15 protein-coding genes and 1 pseudogene are annotated in these 16,294 nt (G+C 51.2%); 6 read left to right on the top strand and 10 right to left on the bottom strand.

Annotated elements, in window-relative coordinates; translation table 11 throughout:
* Positions 1–147 precede the first annotated feature (147 nt).
* Positions 148–1,365 (top strand): hypothetical protein, encoded by a 1,218-nt coding sequence (locus tag ACJJIF_RS20420; RefSeq protein WP_444930102.1) that lies wholly within the window; start codon positions 148–150, stop codon positions 1,363–1,365.
* A gap of 429 nt (positions 1,366–1,794) precedes the next feature.
* Here ACJJIF_RS20420 and ACJJIF_RS20425 read toward each other — a convergent pair whose 3' ends face one another.
* Positions 1,795–2,181 carry a DUF2750 domain-containing protein gene (locus tag ACJJIF_RS20425; protein ID WP_444930103.1) on the bottom strand — a complete coding sequence of 129 codons (387 nt, stop codon included), beginning with the start codon at positions 2,179–2,181 and terminating at the stop codon, positions 1,795–1,797.
* A 538-nt stretch (positions 2,182–2,719) separates the two neighbouring features.
* The gene (locus ACJJIF_RS20430; protein ID WP_444930104.1) at positions 2,720–2,878 is read right to left on the bottom strand and encodes a hypothetical protein; all 159 of its coding nucleotides are present in this window, start codon (positions 2,876–2,878) and stop codon (positions 2,720–2,722) included.
* Positions 2,879–2,929: 51 nt separating this feature from the next.
* Here ACJJIF_RS20430 and ACJJIF_RS20435 point away from each other — a divergent pair, with 51 nt between their 5' ends.
* Genes ACJJIF_RS20435 through ACJJIF_RS20445 form a run of 3 tightly spaced genes read left to right on the top strand, consistent with a single transcriptional unit; the run spans position 2,930 to position 5,429 of the window.
* Complete coding sequence (locus ACJJIF_RS20435; protein ID WP_444930105.1) at positions 2,930–3,646, top strand: hypothetical protein; 717 nt, start codon at positions 2,930–2,932, stop codon at positions 3,644–3,646.
* Positions 3,647–3,663: 17 nt separating this feature from the next.
* Positions 3,664–4,677, top strand: coding sequence for a sensor histidine kinase (locus ACJJIF_RS20440; protein WP_444930106.1), 1,014 nt, complete (start codon positions 3,664–3,666; stop codon positions 4,675–4,677).
* A gap of 11 nt (positions 4,678–4,688) precedes the next feature.
* Positions 4,689–5,429, top strand: a complete 741-nt coding sequence (locus tag ACJJIF_RS20445) for a LytR/AlgR family response regulator transcription factor (RefSeq protein ID WP_444930107.1) — start codon at positions 4,689–4,691, stop codon at positions 5,427–5,429.
* A gap of 171 nt (positions 5,430–5,600) precedes the next feature.
* Here the strand turns inward: ACJJIF_RS20445 and ACJJIF_RS20450 are convergent, their stop codons facing one another.
* From ACJJIF_RS20450 to ACJJIF_RS20465, 4 genes are all read right to left on the bottom strand, one after another.
* Positions 5,601–6,842, bottom strand: a complete 1,242-nt coding sequence (locus tag ACJJIF_RS20450; protein ID WP_444896444.1) for a ribonucleotide-diphosphate reductase subunit beta — start codon at positions 6,840–6,842, stop codon at positions 5,601–5,603.
* 416 nt (positions 6,843–7,258) lie between these two features.
* A complete protein-coding gene (locus tag ACJJIF_RS20455; protein ID WP_444930108.1) occupies positions 7,259–10,198 on the bottom strand; it encodes a ribonucleoside-diphosphate reductase subunit alpha in 2,940 nt (979 codons plus the stop codon).
* 800 nt (positions 10,199–10,998) lie between these two features.
* Positions 10,999–11,913: an ornithine carbamoyltransferase gene (gene argF, locus ACJJIF_RS20460; RefSeq protein WP_444930109.1), complete on the bottom strand. Its 915-nt coding sequence runs from the start codon at positions 11,911–11,913 to the stop codon at positions 10,999–11,001.
* A gap of 22 nt (positions 11,914–11,935) precedes the next feature.
* A complete protein-coding gene (locus ACJJIF_RS20465) occupies positions 11,936–13,120 on the bottom strand; it encodes an aspartate aminotransferase family protein (protein ID WP_444930110.1) in 1,185 nt (394 codons plus the stop codon).
* A 307-nt stretch (positions 13,121–13,427) separates the two neighbouring features.
* On the opposite strand from ACJJIF_RS20465, the gene grxD reads away from it, so the two are divergent.
* Entirely contained in the window at positions 13,428–13,763 is a 336-nt protein-coding gene (gene grxD, locus ACJJIF_RS20470) for a Grx4 family monothiol glutaredoxin (protein ID WP_444930111.1), read from the top strand.
* A gap of 111 nt (positions 13,764–13,874) precedes the next feature.
* On the opposite strand, the gene bfr is transcribed toward grxD, so the two are convergent.
* On the bottom strand, positions 13,875–14,366 hold the full coding sequence (gene bfr / locus ACJJIF_RS20475; protein WP_444930112.1) for a bacterioferritin: 492 nt from the start codon (positions 14,364–14,366) through the stop codon (positions 13,875–13,877).
* Between the two features lie 304 nt (positions 14,367–14,670).
* A complete protein-coding gene (locus ACJJIF_RS20480; RefSeq protein ID WP_444930113.1) occupies positions 14,671–14,880 on the bottom strand; it encodes a hypothetical protein in 210 nt (69 codons plus the stop codon).
* A gap of 161 nt (positions 14,881–15,041) precedes the next feature.
* Between ACJJIF_RS20480 and ACJJIF_RS20485 the strand changes: the two genes are divergently transcribed.
* A complete protein-coding gene (locus ACJJIF_RS20485) occupies positions 15,042–15,230 on the top strand; it encodes a hypothetical protein (protein ID WP_444930114.1) in 189 nt (62 codons plus the stop codon).
* A 3-nt stretch (positions 15,231–15,233) separates the two neighbouring features.
* On the opposite strand, the pseudogene ACJJIF_RS20490 reads toward ACJJIF_RS20485, so the two are convergent.
* Positions 15,234–15,527 (bottom strand): annotated as a pseudogene (locus ACJJIF_RS20490) (DUF2254 family protein); the annotation flags it as partial.
* A gap of 226 nt (positions 15,528–15,753) precedes the next feature.
* Positions 15,754–15,966, bottom strand: a complete 213-nt coding sequence (locus ACJJIF_RS20495) for a bacterioferritin-associated ferredoxin (RefSeq protein ID WP_444930115.1) — start codon at positions 15,964–15,966, stop codon at positions 15,754–15,756.
* Between the last annotated feature and the right edge of the window lie 328 nt (positions 15,967–16,294).

Below are 16,294 nucleotides of genomic sequence, written 5' to 3' on the forward strand. Positions count from 1 at the left end.
GCCCTAAAGATCCATATGGCGCTATTAGTCATATTCTTGGCGCTTATTAACCGGATACCTTTCGCAGGCCATAAAACAGTCTCGGCAATATAAAAAGACAATTTAAAAAATTGGGATCAAGCCTGAGCAAAATAAAAGGACATCACAATGACACGTTATCAGCGACTGGGTGCGAGCTTCTCCCTACTATTGGCAGGGTTCCTGGGATCGACGTCTGCGAGTGCGGACAACTGTTACATCTTGGTTCACGGCCACGGTGAAGAGGGCCATATCAAGCAGCGTATTGACTCTCAGGGCAACCTTGAGCAACCGGCTTTAGACTATTGGAGTAGCACTTACTTTGATGAGTATGCGGGGAGCGACTTTATTGAGCAGCTGCTTGTAAATGGTGGAAACTACGGTGTGGTAGGTTACAACTCCACCGATGAAGGCGAAATGCCCTATTGGCACGACGGAACAGCAGGTGAAATTGCCCGGCAGATTATCGCTATTCGCAATGGCGAAGGCGATGATTTCGAGCATGAAAACCAGTGTGCTGCGGATGATACTTTCTATGTGATCGCACACAGCCAGGGTGCGACTCAGATGATGTATCTCGCAGGTAATGCGGTAGAGGGCTCTCCCTATTATAACCGCGCTTACAACCAGTACGATTCCAATACCGAGACAACAACCTCAGAGGTTTGTAGTGGTTCCTGGTTCTGGAAGAGCTGTAAAACTGAAACCGAAACCGTTAACGTTGCCGGCTTGAATGATGACTATGCGGTTGAAGTGGATTTTGACTCCGCTATTAACGGTATCGCAGCGATCTTTACTACCGGTGGTGCAATCACTGGAACCGAGGGTGTTGACCGTCTATGTAACGGCAGCTGGGTCGAAGATCTGATCAACGATTGGTTTATTGGCCGTGAGTGTTCGGCGGTTCGCTATCTGCAAACCAATGATGTCTATGCTGTGCGCAACTATGTCGGTACCAACCTGGCAGCGCCGGTTTACACTATCGGCGGCTATGCGGGCTTCCCGGGTATCGAGAGTGCTACCTCTCTGTTGTTGAGTGGTGAGGATGATGGCTATATTAACCTGGCTTCCCAGATGAACTGCTCCGGCTCTGCCAAGCGCAACCTGTGGTCAAACCTGAAGGAATACAAGACTTTCCTGGGTGTTGCTTACGGAAGTGCTATTTTCTCCTGCGACAACGATAGTAAAGGCACCGCGCGCTCCTACAACTTGGCGAGCATTTACACCGACCATGACGCTCAGCGCAATGGCGGTATTATGGCTCCAGATTACACCGGTATTCCCGATGGTCTGGACTGTGGTGCGGGCAAGAACACAGCTGGCCGTATCGCCGCCTGTACCGAGTAAGCAACTCGGCTGCTGATAAAAAGCCCGCTTTAAGCGGGCTTTTTAGTTTCTGTGTGCCGTAGTTGGGTAACTATAAGGTTGTATCTTCTGACGTTCCTCGATAGTTTGTGCCTTTTTTATACCTGAGCGCTCCAGGAATCGTCGTAATGCATAGATTAACGGGCTGATTATATTCCGGTCTATATTTTCAAATGCGATGCTGCTCGGCAATATAAAAGGTTCGCAGGGCTGAGCTTATCTGCCTTGTTGCTGGATTAAGATTCTTTGGGGTCTAGAAAAATACTGCCCTATTAGAGGTTATATTTTCAGGATTTGTTGCGCTGGATGATTTACTTTCCCAGTAAGATTGGATTTGCTCTGAACTAATTTAATTAATAGGTTAGGTAGCCACTTCTTGCAAAGTGGCTATTACATAAGCTGTGAGATAACTTAGAAGTTATTGAGTTCCTCACGCAAGTCACTGCCCAATTCCTCTGAATTGGTAATCCAGACACTTTTGTCCGGTGCCGGGAATATACCGATTTCAATATTGTCATTTTTTAAGCCGGGCAGCCACTTGTTCAAGAACTGTGGCAGAGGGATACTTTTTGGGGTAAGTCCCGCTTCATTTTCGGCATAAGCGCAGGCAAGCTCGGCACTTGGCCATACTGGTAGGTATTCGAAACCACCATCTTCATCGGTATGAATTTTTAGGAAACAGTTTTGGCTATCAACCAATATCCAGACCTCCCGTTCCTCTCCAGTCACACTCAAAAAGTGTTCGTAGCGGTCTTCACAGTCGAGATCAATAATTTGGTTTAAATCAGGGGTGCTCATAGATAAATTCACATTCACGAGTTTCAAGGGAGGTAGACTTTGGGAGGCCTCCTCAAGTAAGACGGGACAGCTGCCAGACTTGCCAGTTCAGGGTATTATGCGCCAACAATAGATCGTATCCAAATTGTTTTAATTGCCAGGCTACTGCCACTGGTAACAAATGGCGGTCCAGCTAGAACTTAAATCTATTTTTATATGGGGAGTTGGCTAAGAGTTCCTTCGATAAGTTAGTAATACGGTTATGGAGCTTTTAGTCTGTCCGTATTCTTGAGGCTCAGGCGTGCCGGTGAAGCCCTTCTGGCGCCGGTTTTATACCCGGTGCGATTTCCCGATCGATAAGGGGTGAATCACTGGTGAATTGGTAAGGCTGTCGGTAGTAATTGCCTGTGCTATTGCCGTAGGCAAGGGGGGAAGGGCACAGTCAGCTTTGAGATCTCTGCTTATGGCGGTATCTTGATGGACCTATCTGAATAGACCTATCGTTTTACCTGAAAAGCTCAGCTGCCGTAATTCGGTAAAGTAGTACAGTGAGAGTGCTTTATGGTCGGGTGATGACACTCTTGCCAACTTCGATATTGGATAGGTGGTAAGTTGGTTTGGCTTTTGTTGTTAAAATGCCATTTTGGCTGCGAACCTTGTCCCCATTTTCCCCCTGTTCATTAGAACTCTCCCCCTGCTCATCATTTTCCTCTCCCACGCTTGCGCTTTAGCCCATAACCTTTAGCTTGAAAAAGGCAGGGTAATCAATATGAAAAACCAAGAAAAAGTACCAAGTTATCAGGGCAAGTTTAATGTGTTGTTGGTGCTAAGTGTAGTTAGCCTAGGGATATATATAGGGCTGAATAATCGCTCAGTTGAATTTGAAGAGATTTCTGTTGAGAGGATAAATATTGTAGAGAAAAGCGGGCTAAAACGTATGGTTTTGGCAAACTCAGACAGGGCCCCGGGAGTTGAAAAGCTAGGTGGGGAGGTCTTTCGTCCCTCCTCTCCTAGGCCTGGAATGATTTTTTATAACGATGAGGGGACTGAAAATGGAGGATTTATATTTCGAGGCGGGCAAACTGGCGATGAGACCAGCCATGGGTTGCATCTCTCCTTTGATCGGTATAACCAAGATCAAACACTTATGGTTCAGCATATTGAACAATTGGACTATATGGTAACCGGCCTTACAGTAATGGATCGCCCAGCTCAGGATATGGATTTTGAGTTGTCCAAGGAGCTTACTGAGGCCAAAAAACGCAATGACAGGGAGCGGGTAGCGCAAATTTTGAGGCGGTATAAAGAGGAGAAGCTTGGGGGAACGAGAAGGGCCTTTTATGGTACGTTAAACGGAGATTCAAAACTTCAGCTTAACGATGCAGATGGGAAAAAACGTATACAGCTAATAGTTACCAAGGACGGAGAGGCAAAATTAGAGTTTCTCGATGTTAATGGGCAGGTTATTATGAGTCTTCCACAGTAAGTGAGTTAACGATAAGAATGCAAAAGGCAGCCACTATTATATTGACCCTATGCTTTTCAATTTTGGTTGTCTTGTATTCAGCCTTTCTAAAAGCTGCTCCGGGAAATCCTATTGTGGTACACTATGATGCGCCCTTTTGGATTGCGCTACAGTGTTTTTTCTCCCAGTGGTTAACCTTGAAAGCCTATAAGGCGATAGTGTCAAAACAGGAAAATACAGCGATACCCGCTAAAAAGTGTATAAAAGTTTTTATACTTAGCTGTTCCTTTTACCTGTTTGCTTCAATAGCTCTTACCTTATTTTTAGAGTTTGCCTTCGGTTTGCAGGTGATAGATGGGAGGCATGTGCTCTTGCTGTCAATAAGTTTACTTATGCTACATGCACTAAATAGCGGTGCAGTTATTGCCTTTCAGCTGGTTGAGGGGATTAATGCTCGGCAGCTAGACTTAGAGAGAGTGCAGAAATTACTGCTGGAAAAGCAACTTGAGGTGATGCAGCAGAAACTGGACCCCCACTTTCTGTTTAATAATCTCAATATTCTGTCTGCGCTTATTGCTTCGAGGCCGGAGGAGGCTGATGAGTTTCTCGACAGGTTTACGAATATCTATCGTTATATCTTGGATGGTCATAATTGTAAGACAATAAGTCTTGAGCGGGAGCTTGCTTTTGCAGATGATTATATGTCACTGTTGACTCAGCGATTTTCCAACGCCTATAAGTTGGATATTCAGTGTGGGGAGACGGTGCGATCCCAGTATGCAACTTTACCTTGCTCTCTCCAGTTGGCGTTAGAAAATGTGGTTAAGCACAATCAGGGAGATAAGGAAAATCCGTTGTCGATTAAGGTTGAAATTGTTGATCGCTGGCTTGAGGTTAGCAACAAAATTAGACCAAAAGTTACTGGCAGTCTCTCTCAAAAAGTAGGGCTAAGTAATTTGAAGGTCAGATCTGAGGCAATTTTGGGTAGATCGGTAGAGGTGATAAAGCGGGATGGTGATTTTATGCTGCGTCTTCCATTGATTGGCAATTAATACAGTATCGAATGAATATTCTATTAATAGAGGATGAGCCGCTAGCTGCTGAGAAGCTCAAGGGATATATACTGAAACATGATCCCCAGGCAAAAATTCTGGGGCCCCTGGATAAAGTAGAGAAAGTGCGAGAATTTTTTCTTGAGGGGGTGTCGCTGGATCTTATTTTTTCAGATATAGAGCTACTCGATGGCTCTGTTTTTCATGCGTTAGGTGAAATTGATTTACCTTGCCCGATAATATACACCACGGCTTATGATGCCTATTGGATGAATGCTTTCCAAAATATGGGGGTTGAGTATTTACTTAAGCCATTTTCTTATAAACGCTTTACGAGTGCTATGTTGGCTTTCGAGCAGTTAAAAGATAGTTTTATAGGTGGAAACACTAATCAGGAAGAACCCCGCACAAGCTTTAGGGATAGGTTTCTATTGAGAAAGCGGCAGGGTATGGAAGTCTTATGGGTGAAGGATATTGTTTGTCTGCGGGCGGAGCGAGGTATTATCTTTGCTTATCACCAGAGTGGGCTGAGTCACGCTTTGATACAGCAATCTGTGACTGACCTTGAGGCTCAGCTAGACCCACAAAAATTTATTCGGATCAATCGCAGCGATATTGTCAATATTGAGTATGTGCAGCGCTTTGAAGCTTATGGTAAGGATACTCTGGCGATATACCTTTCCGGCCTGAATGAGCCATTAGTAACGAGTAAGACTAGAAGTTCTGCCTTTCGGCGCTGGCTTGACAGTTAAGAAACCATTGAAGACAAAAGGTGATCACGGCTGCCAATAAAATAATGTAGGAGGGGCTTATCGAGCCGATTGTCACAGGATAAAAAAAACGGGCGTTAAGCCCGTTTCAATACTTCTCTTCCTGTGAGCGACTACTTTTTCCTTTTTAGTAATTCGCTGACTGGGAGGCGCTTACCACTGTAGTGCGCCGCCAGTTTGATACTCAATAACGCGAGTTTCAAAGAAGTTTTTCTCTTTGCGCAGGTCCATAATTTCAGACATCCATGGGAATGGGTTCTGCGCGCCCGGGAACTGCTCTTTCAGACCCAGCTGGCTGAGACGGCGGTTGGCGATAAACTGGAGGTACTCCTCCATCATATTCGCATTCATACCCAGTACGCCACGGGGCATAGTATCGCGGGCGTAGGCCACTTCGAGCTCCATACCTTCGAGAATCATCTGGGTCACTTCCTGCTGGAACTCCGCCGTCCACAGGTGTGGATTTTCCAGTTTAATCTGGTTGATGACGTCGATGCCGAAGTTCAGGTGCATAGACTCGTCGCGCAGAATGTATTGGAACTGCTCGGCAACACCAGTCATTTTGTTGCGGCGACCCATGGACAGGATCTGGCTGAAGCCGCAGTAGAAGAAGATGCCTTCGGTGACGGCGTAGAAGGCGATCAGGTTGCGCAGCAGCTCCTGGTCGGATTCAACAGTGCCGGTTTTGAAGTTGGGATCGCCGATGGCCTGGGTGTGGGACAGGCTCCAGGCCGCTTTTTTGGCCACTGCGGGCACTTCGCGGTACATATTGAAGACTTCGCCCTCGTCCATGCCCAGAGACTCTACACAGTACTGGTAGGCGTGGGTGTGGATGGCCTCTTCAAAAGACTGGCGCAGCAGGTACTGGCGGCACTCCGGGTTGGTGATATGGCGGTAGATTGCCAATACCAGGTTGTTGGCAACCAGGGAGTCTGCGGTGGAGAAATAACCCAGGGAGTATTCCACGATGCGACGCTCGTCCTCGGTCAGACCGTTGGGGTCTTTCCACATGGACACGTCTTTATTCATGTTAATTTCCTGGGGCATCCAGTGGTTGGCGCAGCCGTCCAGGTATTTTTGCCAGGCCCAGTCGTATTTAAAGGGCACCAACTGGTTGAGGTCAGCGCGGCAATTGATAATGCGCTTTTCATCTACCTGGATACGGGCCGCACCCATTTCCAGTTCTTCCAGGCCGGGAGCCGGGTCCATATCGGCAACTGCTGCACGGGCGGCTTCAACAGCAGTGGAACCGCTTTGGGCCGCAGGCGACGCCGGAGCGGCGGTGTAGGAAGTGGATTCCTGCACGGGTTTGGCCTGGGCCTCCGGCGCCGGTTGCGGTTCGGGTGCTTTTTCAGGTTGTTGGGGCTTGGTGTCGATGTCGTCCCAGCTCAGCATAGTTGGCCCTTCTGATCGGTCTCACTATCGAAAATTCGATAAAAAATTCTTAAATCTTCCTGGGGTATTACTCGCAGATTGAGCGTAACCAGGGATGGCATACCGATGTATTTTTTTACCGGTAATAATTCTTTACAGGCTTGTATTTTTAACGCGCCTGGGCACAGAAAATCCTGTGCCAGATCAATTTTTGCTGCGCTTTTTGTGCATTTATTTGCACTGAATTTTCGCTGGCAATTGCACTGGCTTCTCTCGGAGGTGAAATCGCAGCCGATCCCCGGTCCCGGTGATATTCCCCACCATTTGTTTAAATAGTGGGTGGACCGGGGTCGCTGCGCATGGTCATGCCCGCATTTGCGGTTACGACGCTCTCCCCCGAGAGTTAGTGCAGCCCCTTAAAAACAGGGGCTTAAATTTTACTGGCAGGCCTCGCAATCCGGGTCGTCCAGTGAGCAGGCCTGAGGCACGGCGGCCGGTGCGGGCGCTGCTTGTTCAGCGGGTGCCGCCGCAGCTGCGCCGTTGCTGTTGCCGTGTGCACTTACCGCGTTCAGGGTGCCGCTATTCACAGTGGATTTCTCTGTGGTGGTGGCAGCCAGGGCGCGCAGGTAGTAAGTGGTTTTCAGACCGCGGAACCAGGCCATGCGATAGGTCAGGTCCAGTTTTTTGCCGTCGGCGCCGGCGATATACAGGTTCAGGGACTGAGCCTGGTCGATCCACTTTTGGCGACGGCTGGCGGCGTCCACAATCCAGCGCGGATCCACTTCAAACGCGGTGCGGTATTTCGCTTTCAGATCTTCTGGTACGCGATCGATTTTCTGTACAGAACCCTCGTAGTATTTCAGGTCGTTAACCATCACCTGATCCCACAGGCCGCGATCTTTCAGGTCGTGTACCAGGTAGGGGTTTACTACGGTGAATTCGCCGGACAGGTTCGACTTCACATACAGGTTTTGGTAAGTCGGTTCGATCGACTGGGAAACCCCGGTGATATTGGCAATGGTCGCGGTGGGGGCGATCGCCATCACGTTGGAGTTGCGCATACCCTGGGCTTTAACCTTTTCGCGCAGGCCGTCCCAGTCCAGAGTGGAACTGGTGTCCTGTTCGATAAATTGCTGGCCGCGCTGTTCGGCCAGGATCTGGATGGAATCCAGTGGCAGAACACCTTTGCTCCACAGGGAGCCTTCGTAGGTTTGGTATTTGCCGCGCTCGGCAGCCAGATCGCTGGAAGCGGAAATGGCTTCGAAACTGATCGCTTCCATGGTGCTGTCGGCGAAGGTTACGGCTTCGTCGCTGGCGTAGGCGATGCCGGCTTTGTACAGCGCATCCTGGAAGCCCATCAGGCCCATGCCCACCGGGCGGTGACGCATGTTGGACTGACGTGCGCTTTCAACCGCGTAGTAGTTGATGTCGATAACGTTATCGAGCATACGTACCGCAGTTTTTACGGTGTTGGCCAGCTTGGTGCGGTCGAGTTCGCCGTTGTCACCGATATGTTGAGCCAGGTTGACGGAGCCCAGGTTACATACGGCGATTTCGTCGTCGGCCTTGGTGTTGAGAGTGATCTCGGTGCACAGGTTGGAGCTGTGTACCACACCGGCGTGCTGCTGCGGGCTGCGCAGGTTGCAGCTGTCTTTGAAGGTGATCCAGGGGTGGCCGGTTTCGAACAGCATGCCCAGCATCTTGCGCCACAGGTCGAGGGCGCGGATCTTCTTGAACAGACGCAGCTTGCCTTCGGCAGCCAGTTGTTCGTAGTGGTTGTAACGCTCCTCGAAAGCGGTGCCGAACAGGTCGTGCAGGTCCGGGCAATCGGCCGGCGAGAACAGGGTCCACTCTTTGTCTTCGAACACGCGCTTCATAAACAGGTCGGGAACCCAGTTGGCGGTGTTCATATCGTGGGTGCGGCGGCGGTCGTCACCGGTGTTCTTGCGCAGTTCGAGGAATTCCTCGATATCCAGGTGCCAGGTTTCCAGGTAGGCACACACAGCGCCTTTGCGCTTACCGCCCTGGTTGACGGCTACTGCGGTGTCATTGGCCACTTTCAGGAAGGGCACAACACCCTGGGACTTGCCGTTGGTGCCTTTGATATAGGAACCCAGAGAGCGCACCGGCGTCCAGTCGTTGCCAAGGCCGCCGGCCCACTTGGACAGCATGGCGTTATCGCGGATAGCGCCGTAAATGCCGTGCAGGTCGTCCGGTACCGTGGTCAGGTAGCAGGAGGACAGCTGCGGGCGCAGGGTGCCGGCGTTGAACAGGGTCGGGGTGGAGCTCATGTAGTCGAAGGAGCTCAGCAGGTTGTAGAACTCTACCGCGCGCTCGTTCTTGTTTTCTTCGTTGATACTGAGGCCCATGGCGACGCGCATAAAGAAGATCTGCGGCAGTTCGAAACGAATGTCGTCGCTGTGCAGGAAGTAGCGGTCGTACAGAGTTTGCAGGCCGAGGTAAGTGAACTGGTGGTCGCGCTCGCCTTTTAAGGCTTTACCGAGTGTTTCCAGGTCGAAGGTGGCCAGTGCCGGGTCCAACAGGTCCAGCTCGATACCCTTTTGCACATAGGTGGGCAGGGCGGAGGCGTAGAGCTTTTCCATCTCGTGCTGGGTGGCGCGCTCGGCCAGGCCGAGGAAGCGCAGGGCTTCGGAGCGCAGCTTGTCCAGCAGCAGGCTGGCGGTAGCGAAGGTGTAATTGGGTTCCTGCTCAACCAGAGTGCGCGCAGTGATAACCAGCGCAGTGTTGATATCGTTTTCAGAGACGCCGTCGTACAGGTTTTTCAGGGCTTCGTTAAGAATTGCCGCGCTGTCGACATCTTTCAGGCCTTCACAGGCTTCACTGACAACGGTGCGCAGGCGCTCCATATCCAGAGGAACCAGGCTGCCGTCGTCCTGCTTTACGCGAATGCTGGGGTGGGCATCGACCGCTTGCTCCGTACTCTGGGCCGCCTTTTCTTTCTCGGCGCGCAGGCGGGCGTGTTCTTCGCGGTAGAGTACGTAGTCGCGGGCAACTTTGTGCTCGCCGGTACGCATCAGGGCCAGTTCTACCTGATCTTGAATTTCCTCAATGTGGATAGTGCCGCCAGAGGGCATACGGCGCTTGAAAGTGGTACTGATCTGCTCGACCAGCTCTTCAACTTGCTCGTGGACACGGCTGGAAGCAGCGGCAGTGCCGCCTTCAACAGCGAGAAAGGCTTTAGTAACGGCGACAGCGATTTTACTGTCGTCGTAGGGGACAACGGTGCCATTGCGCTTGATCACGCGGATCTGGCCCGGTGCAGTAGCGGCCAGAGTGGTGCCGCCAGTCGCCTGGTCGCTGGAGGTGCCTGATTTTTCCTCAGGCACGGCTTGAGAGCGCCCTGTCTCTGTGTGCATGTAAATCTCCGAAAGGTTTGTACTGTTATCTGTCCGCGTGCGCTCAAATGAACGGCGGCCACATGACTGCGTGGCATGGCGGAGCGTGTCCTTCGCTTTGCCAGTATTTATCCACAGCTGTGGATACTGGAAACAGGCGACTTGTCACCGGTTCCTTGAAAAAGTGTGCCAGCTGTTGCCTGTGGCGGAAGCTCCATTCCACCCGCTTACCTCTGATTCTGCTTTGAAAAAAGCAGCGCCTGACGCCCGCCGCCAAAAAGTGCGGTGGTGCGCCGGAATCTGCCCCATAAAATGGGGGTGCTCTTAGGTCCCTACCCCAATATATAGGGGGTATACCCCGAGAGCGCTACAAGATAATGCGGTAGGCGGGTCAGTTCAAGGCGAATAACTTTGTAGTTGTTTGTGGATAAATTGTGGGTAGTGGGGCTGAGTCAGTAGCCACTTTCGCGACAGGGCCCGTCAGCTCTGGGCTGCAAAGGAGTGAGTGCAGGCTGAGAGAATCGGGTACAAAGCCTTACAATTTTTTTTAATAGCTTGGGCGCTGTAAATTAACAACGGCAATAACTATTTGCAAATGGCTGCTCTTTGAGCAAAGTGGTACTCAATTAATCAGTTTGCTGACGGTTATTTAATCTTGGCACTTGGGCGGGCTGTAAATGGGTCTTTGGTGCCAACTGTTGAATCTGGCGATTTTGTGAGCACTTTGGTGTCAATGGCCTCTGTTGGGGCTCACCGGAAGATATGAGGGGGAGAGGGCAGGTGCGATACAGCGGTAGAAACCGCTGTATCGTTTAGGCGGGCTAGTGGCTGTGGCCCTGTAGAAATTCCATCAGGGCTTTTTGTGCATGAAGGCGGTTCTCGGCTTCATCCCAGACCACAGACAGGTTGCTGTCCTCCAGAAGCTCGGCGCTGACTTCCTCGCCTCGGTGGGCCGGCAGGCAGTGCATAAAGACGGCATTGCTGTTGGCATGGCTCATCAATTCGTGATCCACGAGGAAGTTTTCGAAGGCTTTGAGGCGGATCTGCTGTTCAGTTTCCTGGCCCATGGAGGCCCACACATCGGTGGCTACCCAGTTGGCCCCTGTTACCGCCGCCACTGGGTCGTGTACCACGGTGACGCGATCGGCGGCCGCAGCGAGAATATCGGCATCGGGCTCATAGCCCGGTGGGCAGGCGATGCGCAGCTCAAAATTGCACAGGCGCGCAGCATTGATATAGGAGTGACACATATTGTTACCGTCGCCGACCCAGGCGACCACCTTGCCCTCCGGGCTGCCCCGGTGCTCCACATAGGTTTGAATGTCCGCGAGTAGCTGGCAGGGGTGGTAGCTGTCGGAGAGCGCATTGATCACCGGTACTTTCGAGTACTCGGCGAAGCGCTCCAGCACCTGGTGGCCAAAGGTGCGAATCATCACCATATCCACCATGCTGGAAATCACCCGGGCGCTGTCCTCAATCGGCTCCCCGCGCCCCAGCTGGGTATCGCGAGGGGAGAGAAAGAGGGCGCTGCCGCCCATCTGCGCCATACCCGCCTCGAAGGAAACGCGGGTGCGGGTGGAGGATTTTTCAAAAATCATCCCCAGTACTTTGCCGCGAAAAAGGTCGGTGGTAATTCCCTGTGCGCGCAGTTTTTTTAATTCGATGGCGCGCTCAATAATTTGTGTGAGTTCCTGTGCGGATAAATCTGTCAGGGTAAGAAAATGTCTGACCGCCATAAGCCGTTCTCCTTTTTTTGCATCAGACCGCTTGCAGTGCAAACTGGTGAATCAGTGAACTGACATCGCTTGCCAATCGGTGGCACTCGTCATCGCTGAGAGTTAGTGGGGGCAGCAGGCGTACAACATTGCCGGCTGTAATGTTAATCAGTAGCCCCTGCTCGCGGGCCATGTCTACCAGGGCGGCGCAGGGCTGCTGTAGTTCGATGCCGATCATCAGCCCCAGGCCGCGCACTTCTTTAACCAGGCTGCAAGCGGATAGTTGTTGCTGTAGCTGCTGGAGCAGGCGCTGCCCCAGTACTTCGGCGCGCTCTATCAGCCACTCGCTTTCCAGGGCGTCGAGTACGGCCAGCGCTGCGCTGCAGGCGAGCGGGTTGCCGCCGAAAGTGGAGCCGTGAGTACCGGCAGAAAATAATTGTGCGGCGACCCCTCTTGCCAGGCAGGCGCCGATGGGGACACCGTTCCCCAGTCCTTTTGCGGTGGTTACGACATCGGGCAGTATACCCGCGTGCTGATAGGCAAACACTTTGCCGCTGCGCCCATTGCCGGTCTGCACCTCATCCAGCATCAGAAGCCACTGGTGTTGATCGCACAGCTCGCGCAATTTACCCAGGTAGTTGGCAGAGGGCAGGCGCACACCGCCCTCGCCCTGAATCGGCTCTACCAGCACGGCGACAATATCGCTGCGCTCAGCGGCCAGTTTTTCGATGGTTGCGGTATCGTTAAAGGGAACTCGCAGAAACCCCTCGGGCAGGGGGCCAAAGCCCTCTTGGACTTTTTTATTACCGGTTGCCGTCAGGGTGGCGAGAGTGCGGCCGTGAAAGGCGCCCTCCATCACCAGGATTTGCGGGGTTTCGATATCGCGGCTATTTCCCAGTCGCCGCGCCAGTTTAATAGCCGCTTCATTGGCTTCGGCACCGGAGTTGGAGAAAAAGACATTGTCCATACCGGACATCTGTACAAGTTTGTCGGCCAGCTGTTCCTGGGCGGGAATATTGTAGAGATTGGATACGTGCAACAGGGTTCGGATCTGCTCGTGCAGGGCCAGGGTGACCTTGGGGTGGCAGTGACCGAGACCGCAGACGGCGATTCCGGAGATGGCATCCAGGTATCGTCGCCCCTGATCATCCCACACATAGTTGCCTTCCCCCCGCACCAGGGTGAGGGCTCGGTCGCCGTAGTTTTGCATGAGTGTCGGGGTGGTCACCGGGGCATCTCCTTAAGTCTTACACATCTGCATTCCGCAGAAAATTCTGTTTTTTGGTTTTGATCTGCATTTTATATTGATCCCGGCAATGGTAACACAGCCTCTATAGGGTGTGTGTTATCTGCTTGGCTCAATTTCCAACATTGTGTCCAGTGTGGCAGATTTGCAGTTTTTGGCCCCATCGGCGCTATGGTGTACTTATTGCGGGCCTCGCTGGGGTACAATGAGCGTCGGTGCGCTATGCCGAATTGCGGTATTGTGCTTGTATATTTACTTTTGCTTCGACCACCTGAGGTTTTTCACGCTTATGGATACACTGGAGAACATCAAGCAGCAGATCGCTGATAACACCATTCTGCTTTACATGAAAGGTAGCCCCAACGCCCCCCAGTGCGGCTTTTCCATGCGGGCCTCCCAGGCAATGATGGCTTGCGGTAAGCGCTTTGCCTACGTTGATATTCTGGCCAACCCGGATATCCGCGCTGAGCTACCCAAATATGCGAACTGGCCGACATTCCCCCAGCTGTGGGTAAAGGGCGAGTTGATCGGTGGCTGTGACATCATTATGGAAATGTATGAGAATGGTGAGCTGAAAACCTTGATCGATGAGGCTTCAGCAGAAGAGAGCGAAGACGAGAGCTAATATTGTCTTTTGTTCTTGTGCCGCTATCGGCTAAAAACGGTAGGGCATTGCGACAATAAAAAAACCGCAGCTACAACTGCGGTTTTTTTTATGCCTGTGAGACGGCTTAAGCTATTTGCCAGAGCTGCCGGCGGCAGTTTCCATCTGGGTTTGCAGGTAGTTCTGAATACCCACTTTGTCGATTAATTCCAGTTGGGTTTCCAGCCAATCTACATGCTCCTCTTCAGATTCGAGGATTTTTTCCAGCAGTTCGCGGCTGCCGTAGTCCCTGACGGATTCGCAGTAGGCGATAGCTTCGCGCAGGTCGGGAATGGCTTTCGACTCAATTTTCAGATCGCACTTGAGCATCTCTTCGGTATTTTCACCGATTAGAAGTTTGCCCAGGTGTTGCAGGTTGGGAATACCTTCGAGGAAAAGAATGCGCTCGATCAGCCAATCGGCGTGTTTCATCTCATCGATTGATTCGTGATATTCCTGTTTGCCCAGCTCTTTGAAACCCCAGTTGTCGTACATGCGGGCGTGCAGGAAATACTGGTTAATCGCTACCAGTTCATTACCCAGTACTTTGTTTAAGTGCTCAATTACCTTGGGGTCGCCTTTCATAGCTTGTGCTCCTGAAGTCCTGCCAACTCAATAGGGTTTGCAGGGAATTCCTATTTATCAATCGCTAGAGATTAGTTGATATTTTTAGTTGCCAAAGAGTGCTGGTCACTAAATTTTGCAGCTAGTTGATTTGCCTGGTTTTATTTAGGCTGTCAGCTGCAATCGGGGTCGAGTTTGCGTTGCGATCTGCGGCAAGTCAAGAAAAAATTTTTCTTGCGGAATGCAGGAAAAACAAGGGTTTTAACGCAAATTTGGCCAAAAATAGCAACGAAAATAATTCTCATTTAGGTTGCGGGGTTGTATTTCAACCTTTCAGTGTTTTTTGAATAAACGCTAATTTATCTTTAAGGGTTTGTTGGTCAATTTTATTTTTTATACAGGCAGGGTTGTCGTTATCTAAGCGTTTTAAATAATTCGCTAGCGCCTGTTTATCTATTTGCCAGTGCGTTGGGCGGGTGGCATATAAATACACTGTTTGTTCGGCCGTATTCGACAATTTTTTCCAGTGAGGCATTGAGAACTGAGAGAGTCCAAGGCTACTGCAAATTATGCGCAACTCCCCGCAAAATTGGTGAAGCAATTGGCCGGTTCGGACCGACTTAATACCCTACCAAGGCTCTGCTCCGCAGTTAGTTGGATAGCGATCTGTATTGCCGGCTGAATTGCGGGGATTGTGTGCTCGGGGTTGCTCGCCGGATAAGCTTCTCCTGGGATGGGGATGCCGACCTTGCTGGAACCGAGATCGAGGCGCTCTGGATCAAATATTTTTCACCAGTTGGGGGTATCGCAATCCGGGTATTCGCGCGCTACCGCCCGCTGAAATTCCAGGCGAATACGGTGGGTAATGTTATCGACCTGAATTGACTGCGCGACATTGAGAGTAAAATAAATAAGGTAGATAGCACCGATTAAAATCAGTACCTGGGCGGTTAGCGCGCTGATGCCGCAGTTATCGCCTCCTCTTTCTGCGCTGCTGATAGAGCGCAGGATCAGAATGGCATAGACATAGCTGGCGAGGTCGCAGATAAAATTCCCGACTAGGTGGGGGCCGAATTGACTGGCGGCGAGAGATAGGGCCGCCGTGGTTATCGAGAAAAGGGTTCCGGCCAGGGTAATGGTGGCGCCGGCAATGACGGATAACAGGGCGCGGGGAATATGCAGTCCAGGTGAGTGGTAAAGGCACTAAGGCACTGAGGGGTAGCGCCGCCAGAATCATAAGCAGCGGGGCTGGAGTAGAGATGTTCGTTAGAGATGTACGAGATACTGCTTCATAAGCCGCCGGGTATACCTGCGTGCAATCAGCTTAGTCTGTGGGCTTGGGGGTGCGTTTTTGGGGGGCGGCCGCACCAGACTGTTGCGACCGATATTAAGGGTGAACTGGCGGGGGTCAGCTGGCGGAGTAGAACAGCCCGCTATTGGCGGAGGCTATCATCCCCCCGCTCATAGTCTCATCGATGATTTCTTTGGTCTGCTCGGCGCAACGCCCACATTGAGAGGAAACGCCCAATTGGCGTCTCAACGCCTTCACCGAAGTGGAGCCATCGTAGATCGCCTCTTTGATCTGGCGGTCAGTTATGCCCTTACAAATACATACATACATGGCTATTGGCTCTGTCTAAACCTTACTCAATATTAGTTAAGTCGAAATCCTATTGCAACTGAGAATGAGTGTCAATAAGATTTCGGAATGATGGCATTTCAACCTCTTTGTTCGCAAATTGTACGATTTTTGTGGTGAGTCATCCTATTTTGGGGCCCAGTTCACGCATAGCTGTTCTGCTATCAGCCTGATTTAAAAAATTTATGGGCCTGTAATAAGTGGGTGTGTATCATAGCGGCCCACTACGAATTCCCATTCAATTTATAACTATTGCTTATAAATTGAACACATCACGCATTATCAACAACCCATCATTGATTGAGGAGGT

The organism is Microbulbifer regidiadema (SeqCode) (assembly GCF_052467605.1).

What these genes read in the sequence shown, in the direction of transcription:
- argF (WP_444930109.1), bottom strand. Translation starts at nt 11,913, where the DNA reads ATGGCGGTCAGACATTTTCTTACCCTGACAGATTTATCCGCACAGGAA.
- ACJJIF_RS20420 (WP_444930102.1), top strand. Translation starts at nt 148, where the DNA reads ATGACACGTTATCAGCGACTGGGTGCGAGCTTCTCCCTACTATTGGCA.
- bfr (WP_444930112.1), bottom strand. Translation starts at nt 14,366, where the DNA reads ATGAAAGGCGACCCCAAGGTAATTGAGCACTTAAACAAAGTACTGGGT.
- ACJJIF_RS20455 (WP_444930108.1), bottom strand. Translation starts at nt 10,198, where the DNA reads ATGCACACAGAGACAGGGCGCTCTCAAGCCGTGCCTGAGGAAAAATCA.
- ACJJIF_RS20425 (WP_444930103.1), bottom strand. Translation starts at nt 2,181, where the DNA reads ATGAGCACCCCTGATTTAAACCAAATTATTGATCTCGACTGTGAAGAC.
- ACJJIF_RS20440 (WP_444930106.1), top strand. Translation starts at nt 3,664, where the DNA reads ATGCAAAAGGCAGCCACTATTATATTGACCCTATGCTTTTCAATTTTG.
- grxD (WP_444930111.1), top strand. Translation starts at nt 13,428, where the DNA reads ATGGATACACTGGAGAACATCAAGCAGCAGATCGCTGATAACACCATT.
- ACJJIF_RS20450 (WP_444896444.1), bottom strand. Translation starts at nt 6,842, where the DNA reads ATGCTGAGCTGGGACGACATCGACACCAAGCCCCAACAACCTGAAAAA.
- ACJJIF_RS20435 (WP_444930105.1), top strand. Translation starts at nt 2,930, where the DNA reads ATGAAAAACCAAGAAAAAGTACCAAGTTATCAGGGCAAGTTTAATGTG.
- ACJJIF_RS20480 (WP_444930113.1), bottom strand. Translation starts at nt 14,880, where the DNA reads ATGCCTCACTGGAAAAAATTGTCGAATACGGCCGAACAAACAGTGTAT.
- ACJJIF_RS20445 (WP_444930107.1), top strand. Translation starts at nt 4,689, where the DNA reads ATGAATATTCTATTAATAGAGGATGAGCCGCTAGCTGCTGAGAAGCTC.
- ACJJIF_RS20495 (WP_444930115.1), bottom strand. Translation starts at nt 15,966, where the DNA reads ATGTATGTATGTATTTGTAAGGGCATAACTGACCGCCAGATCAAAGAG.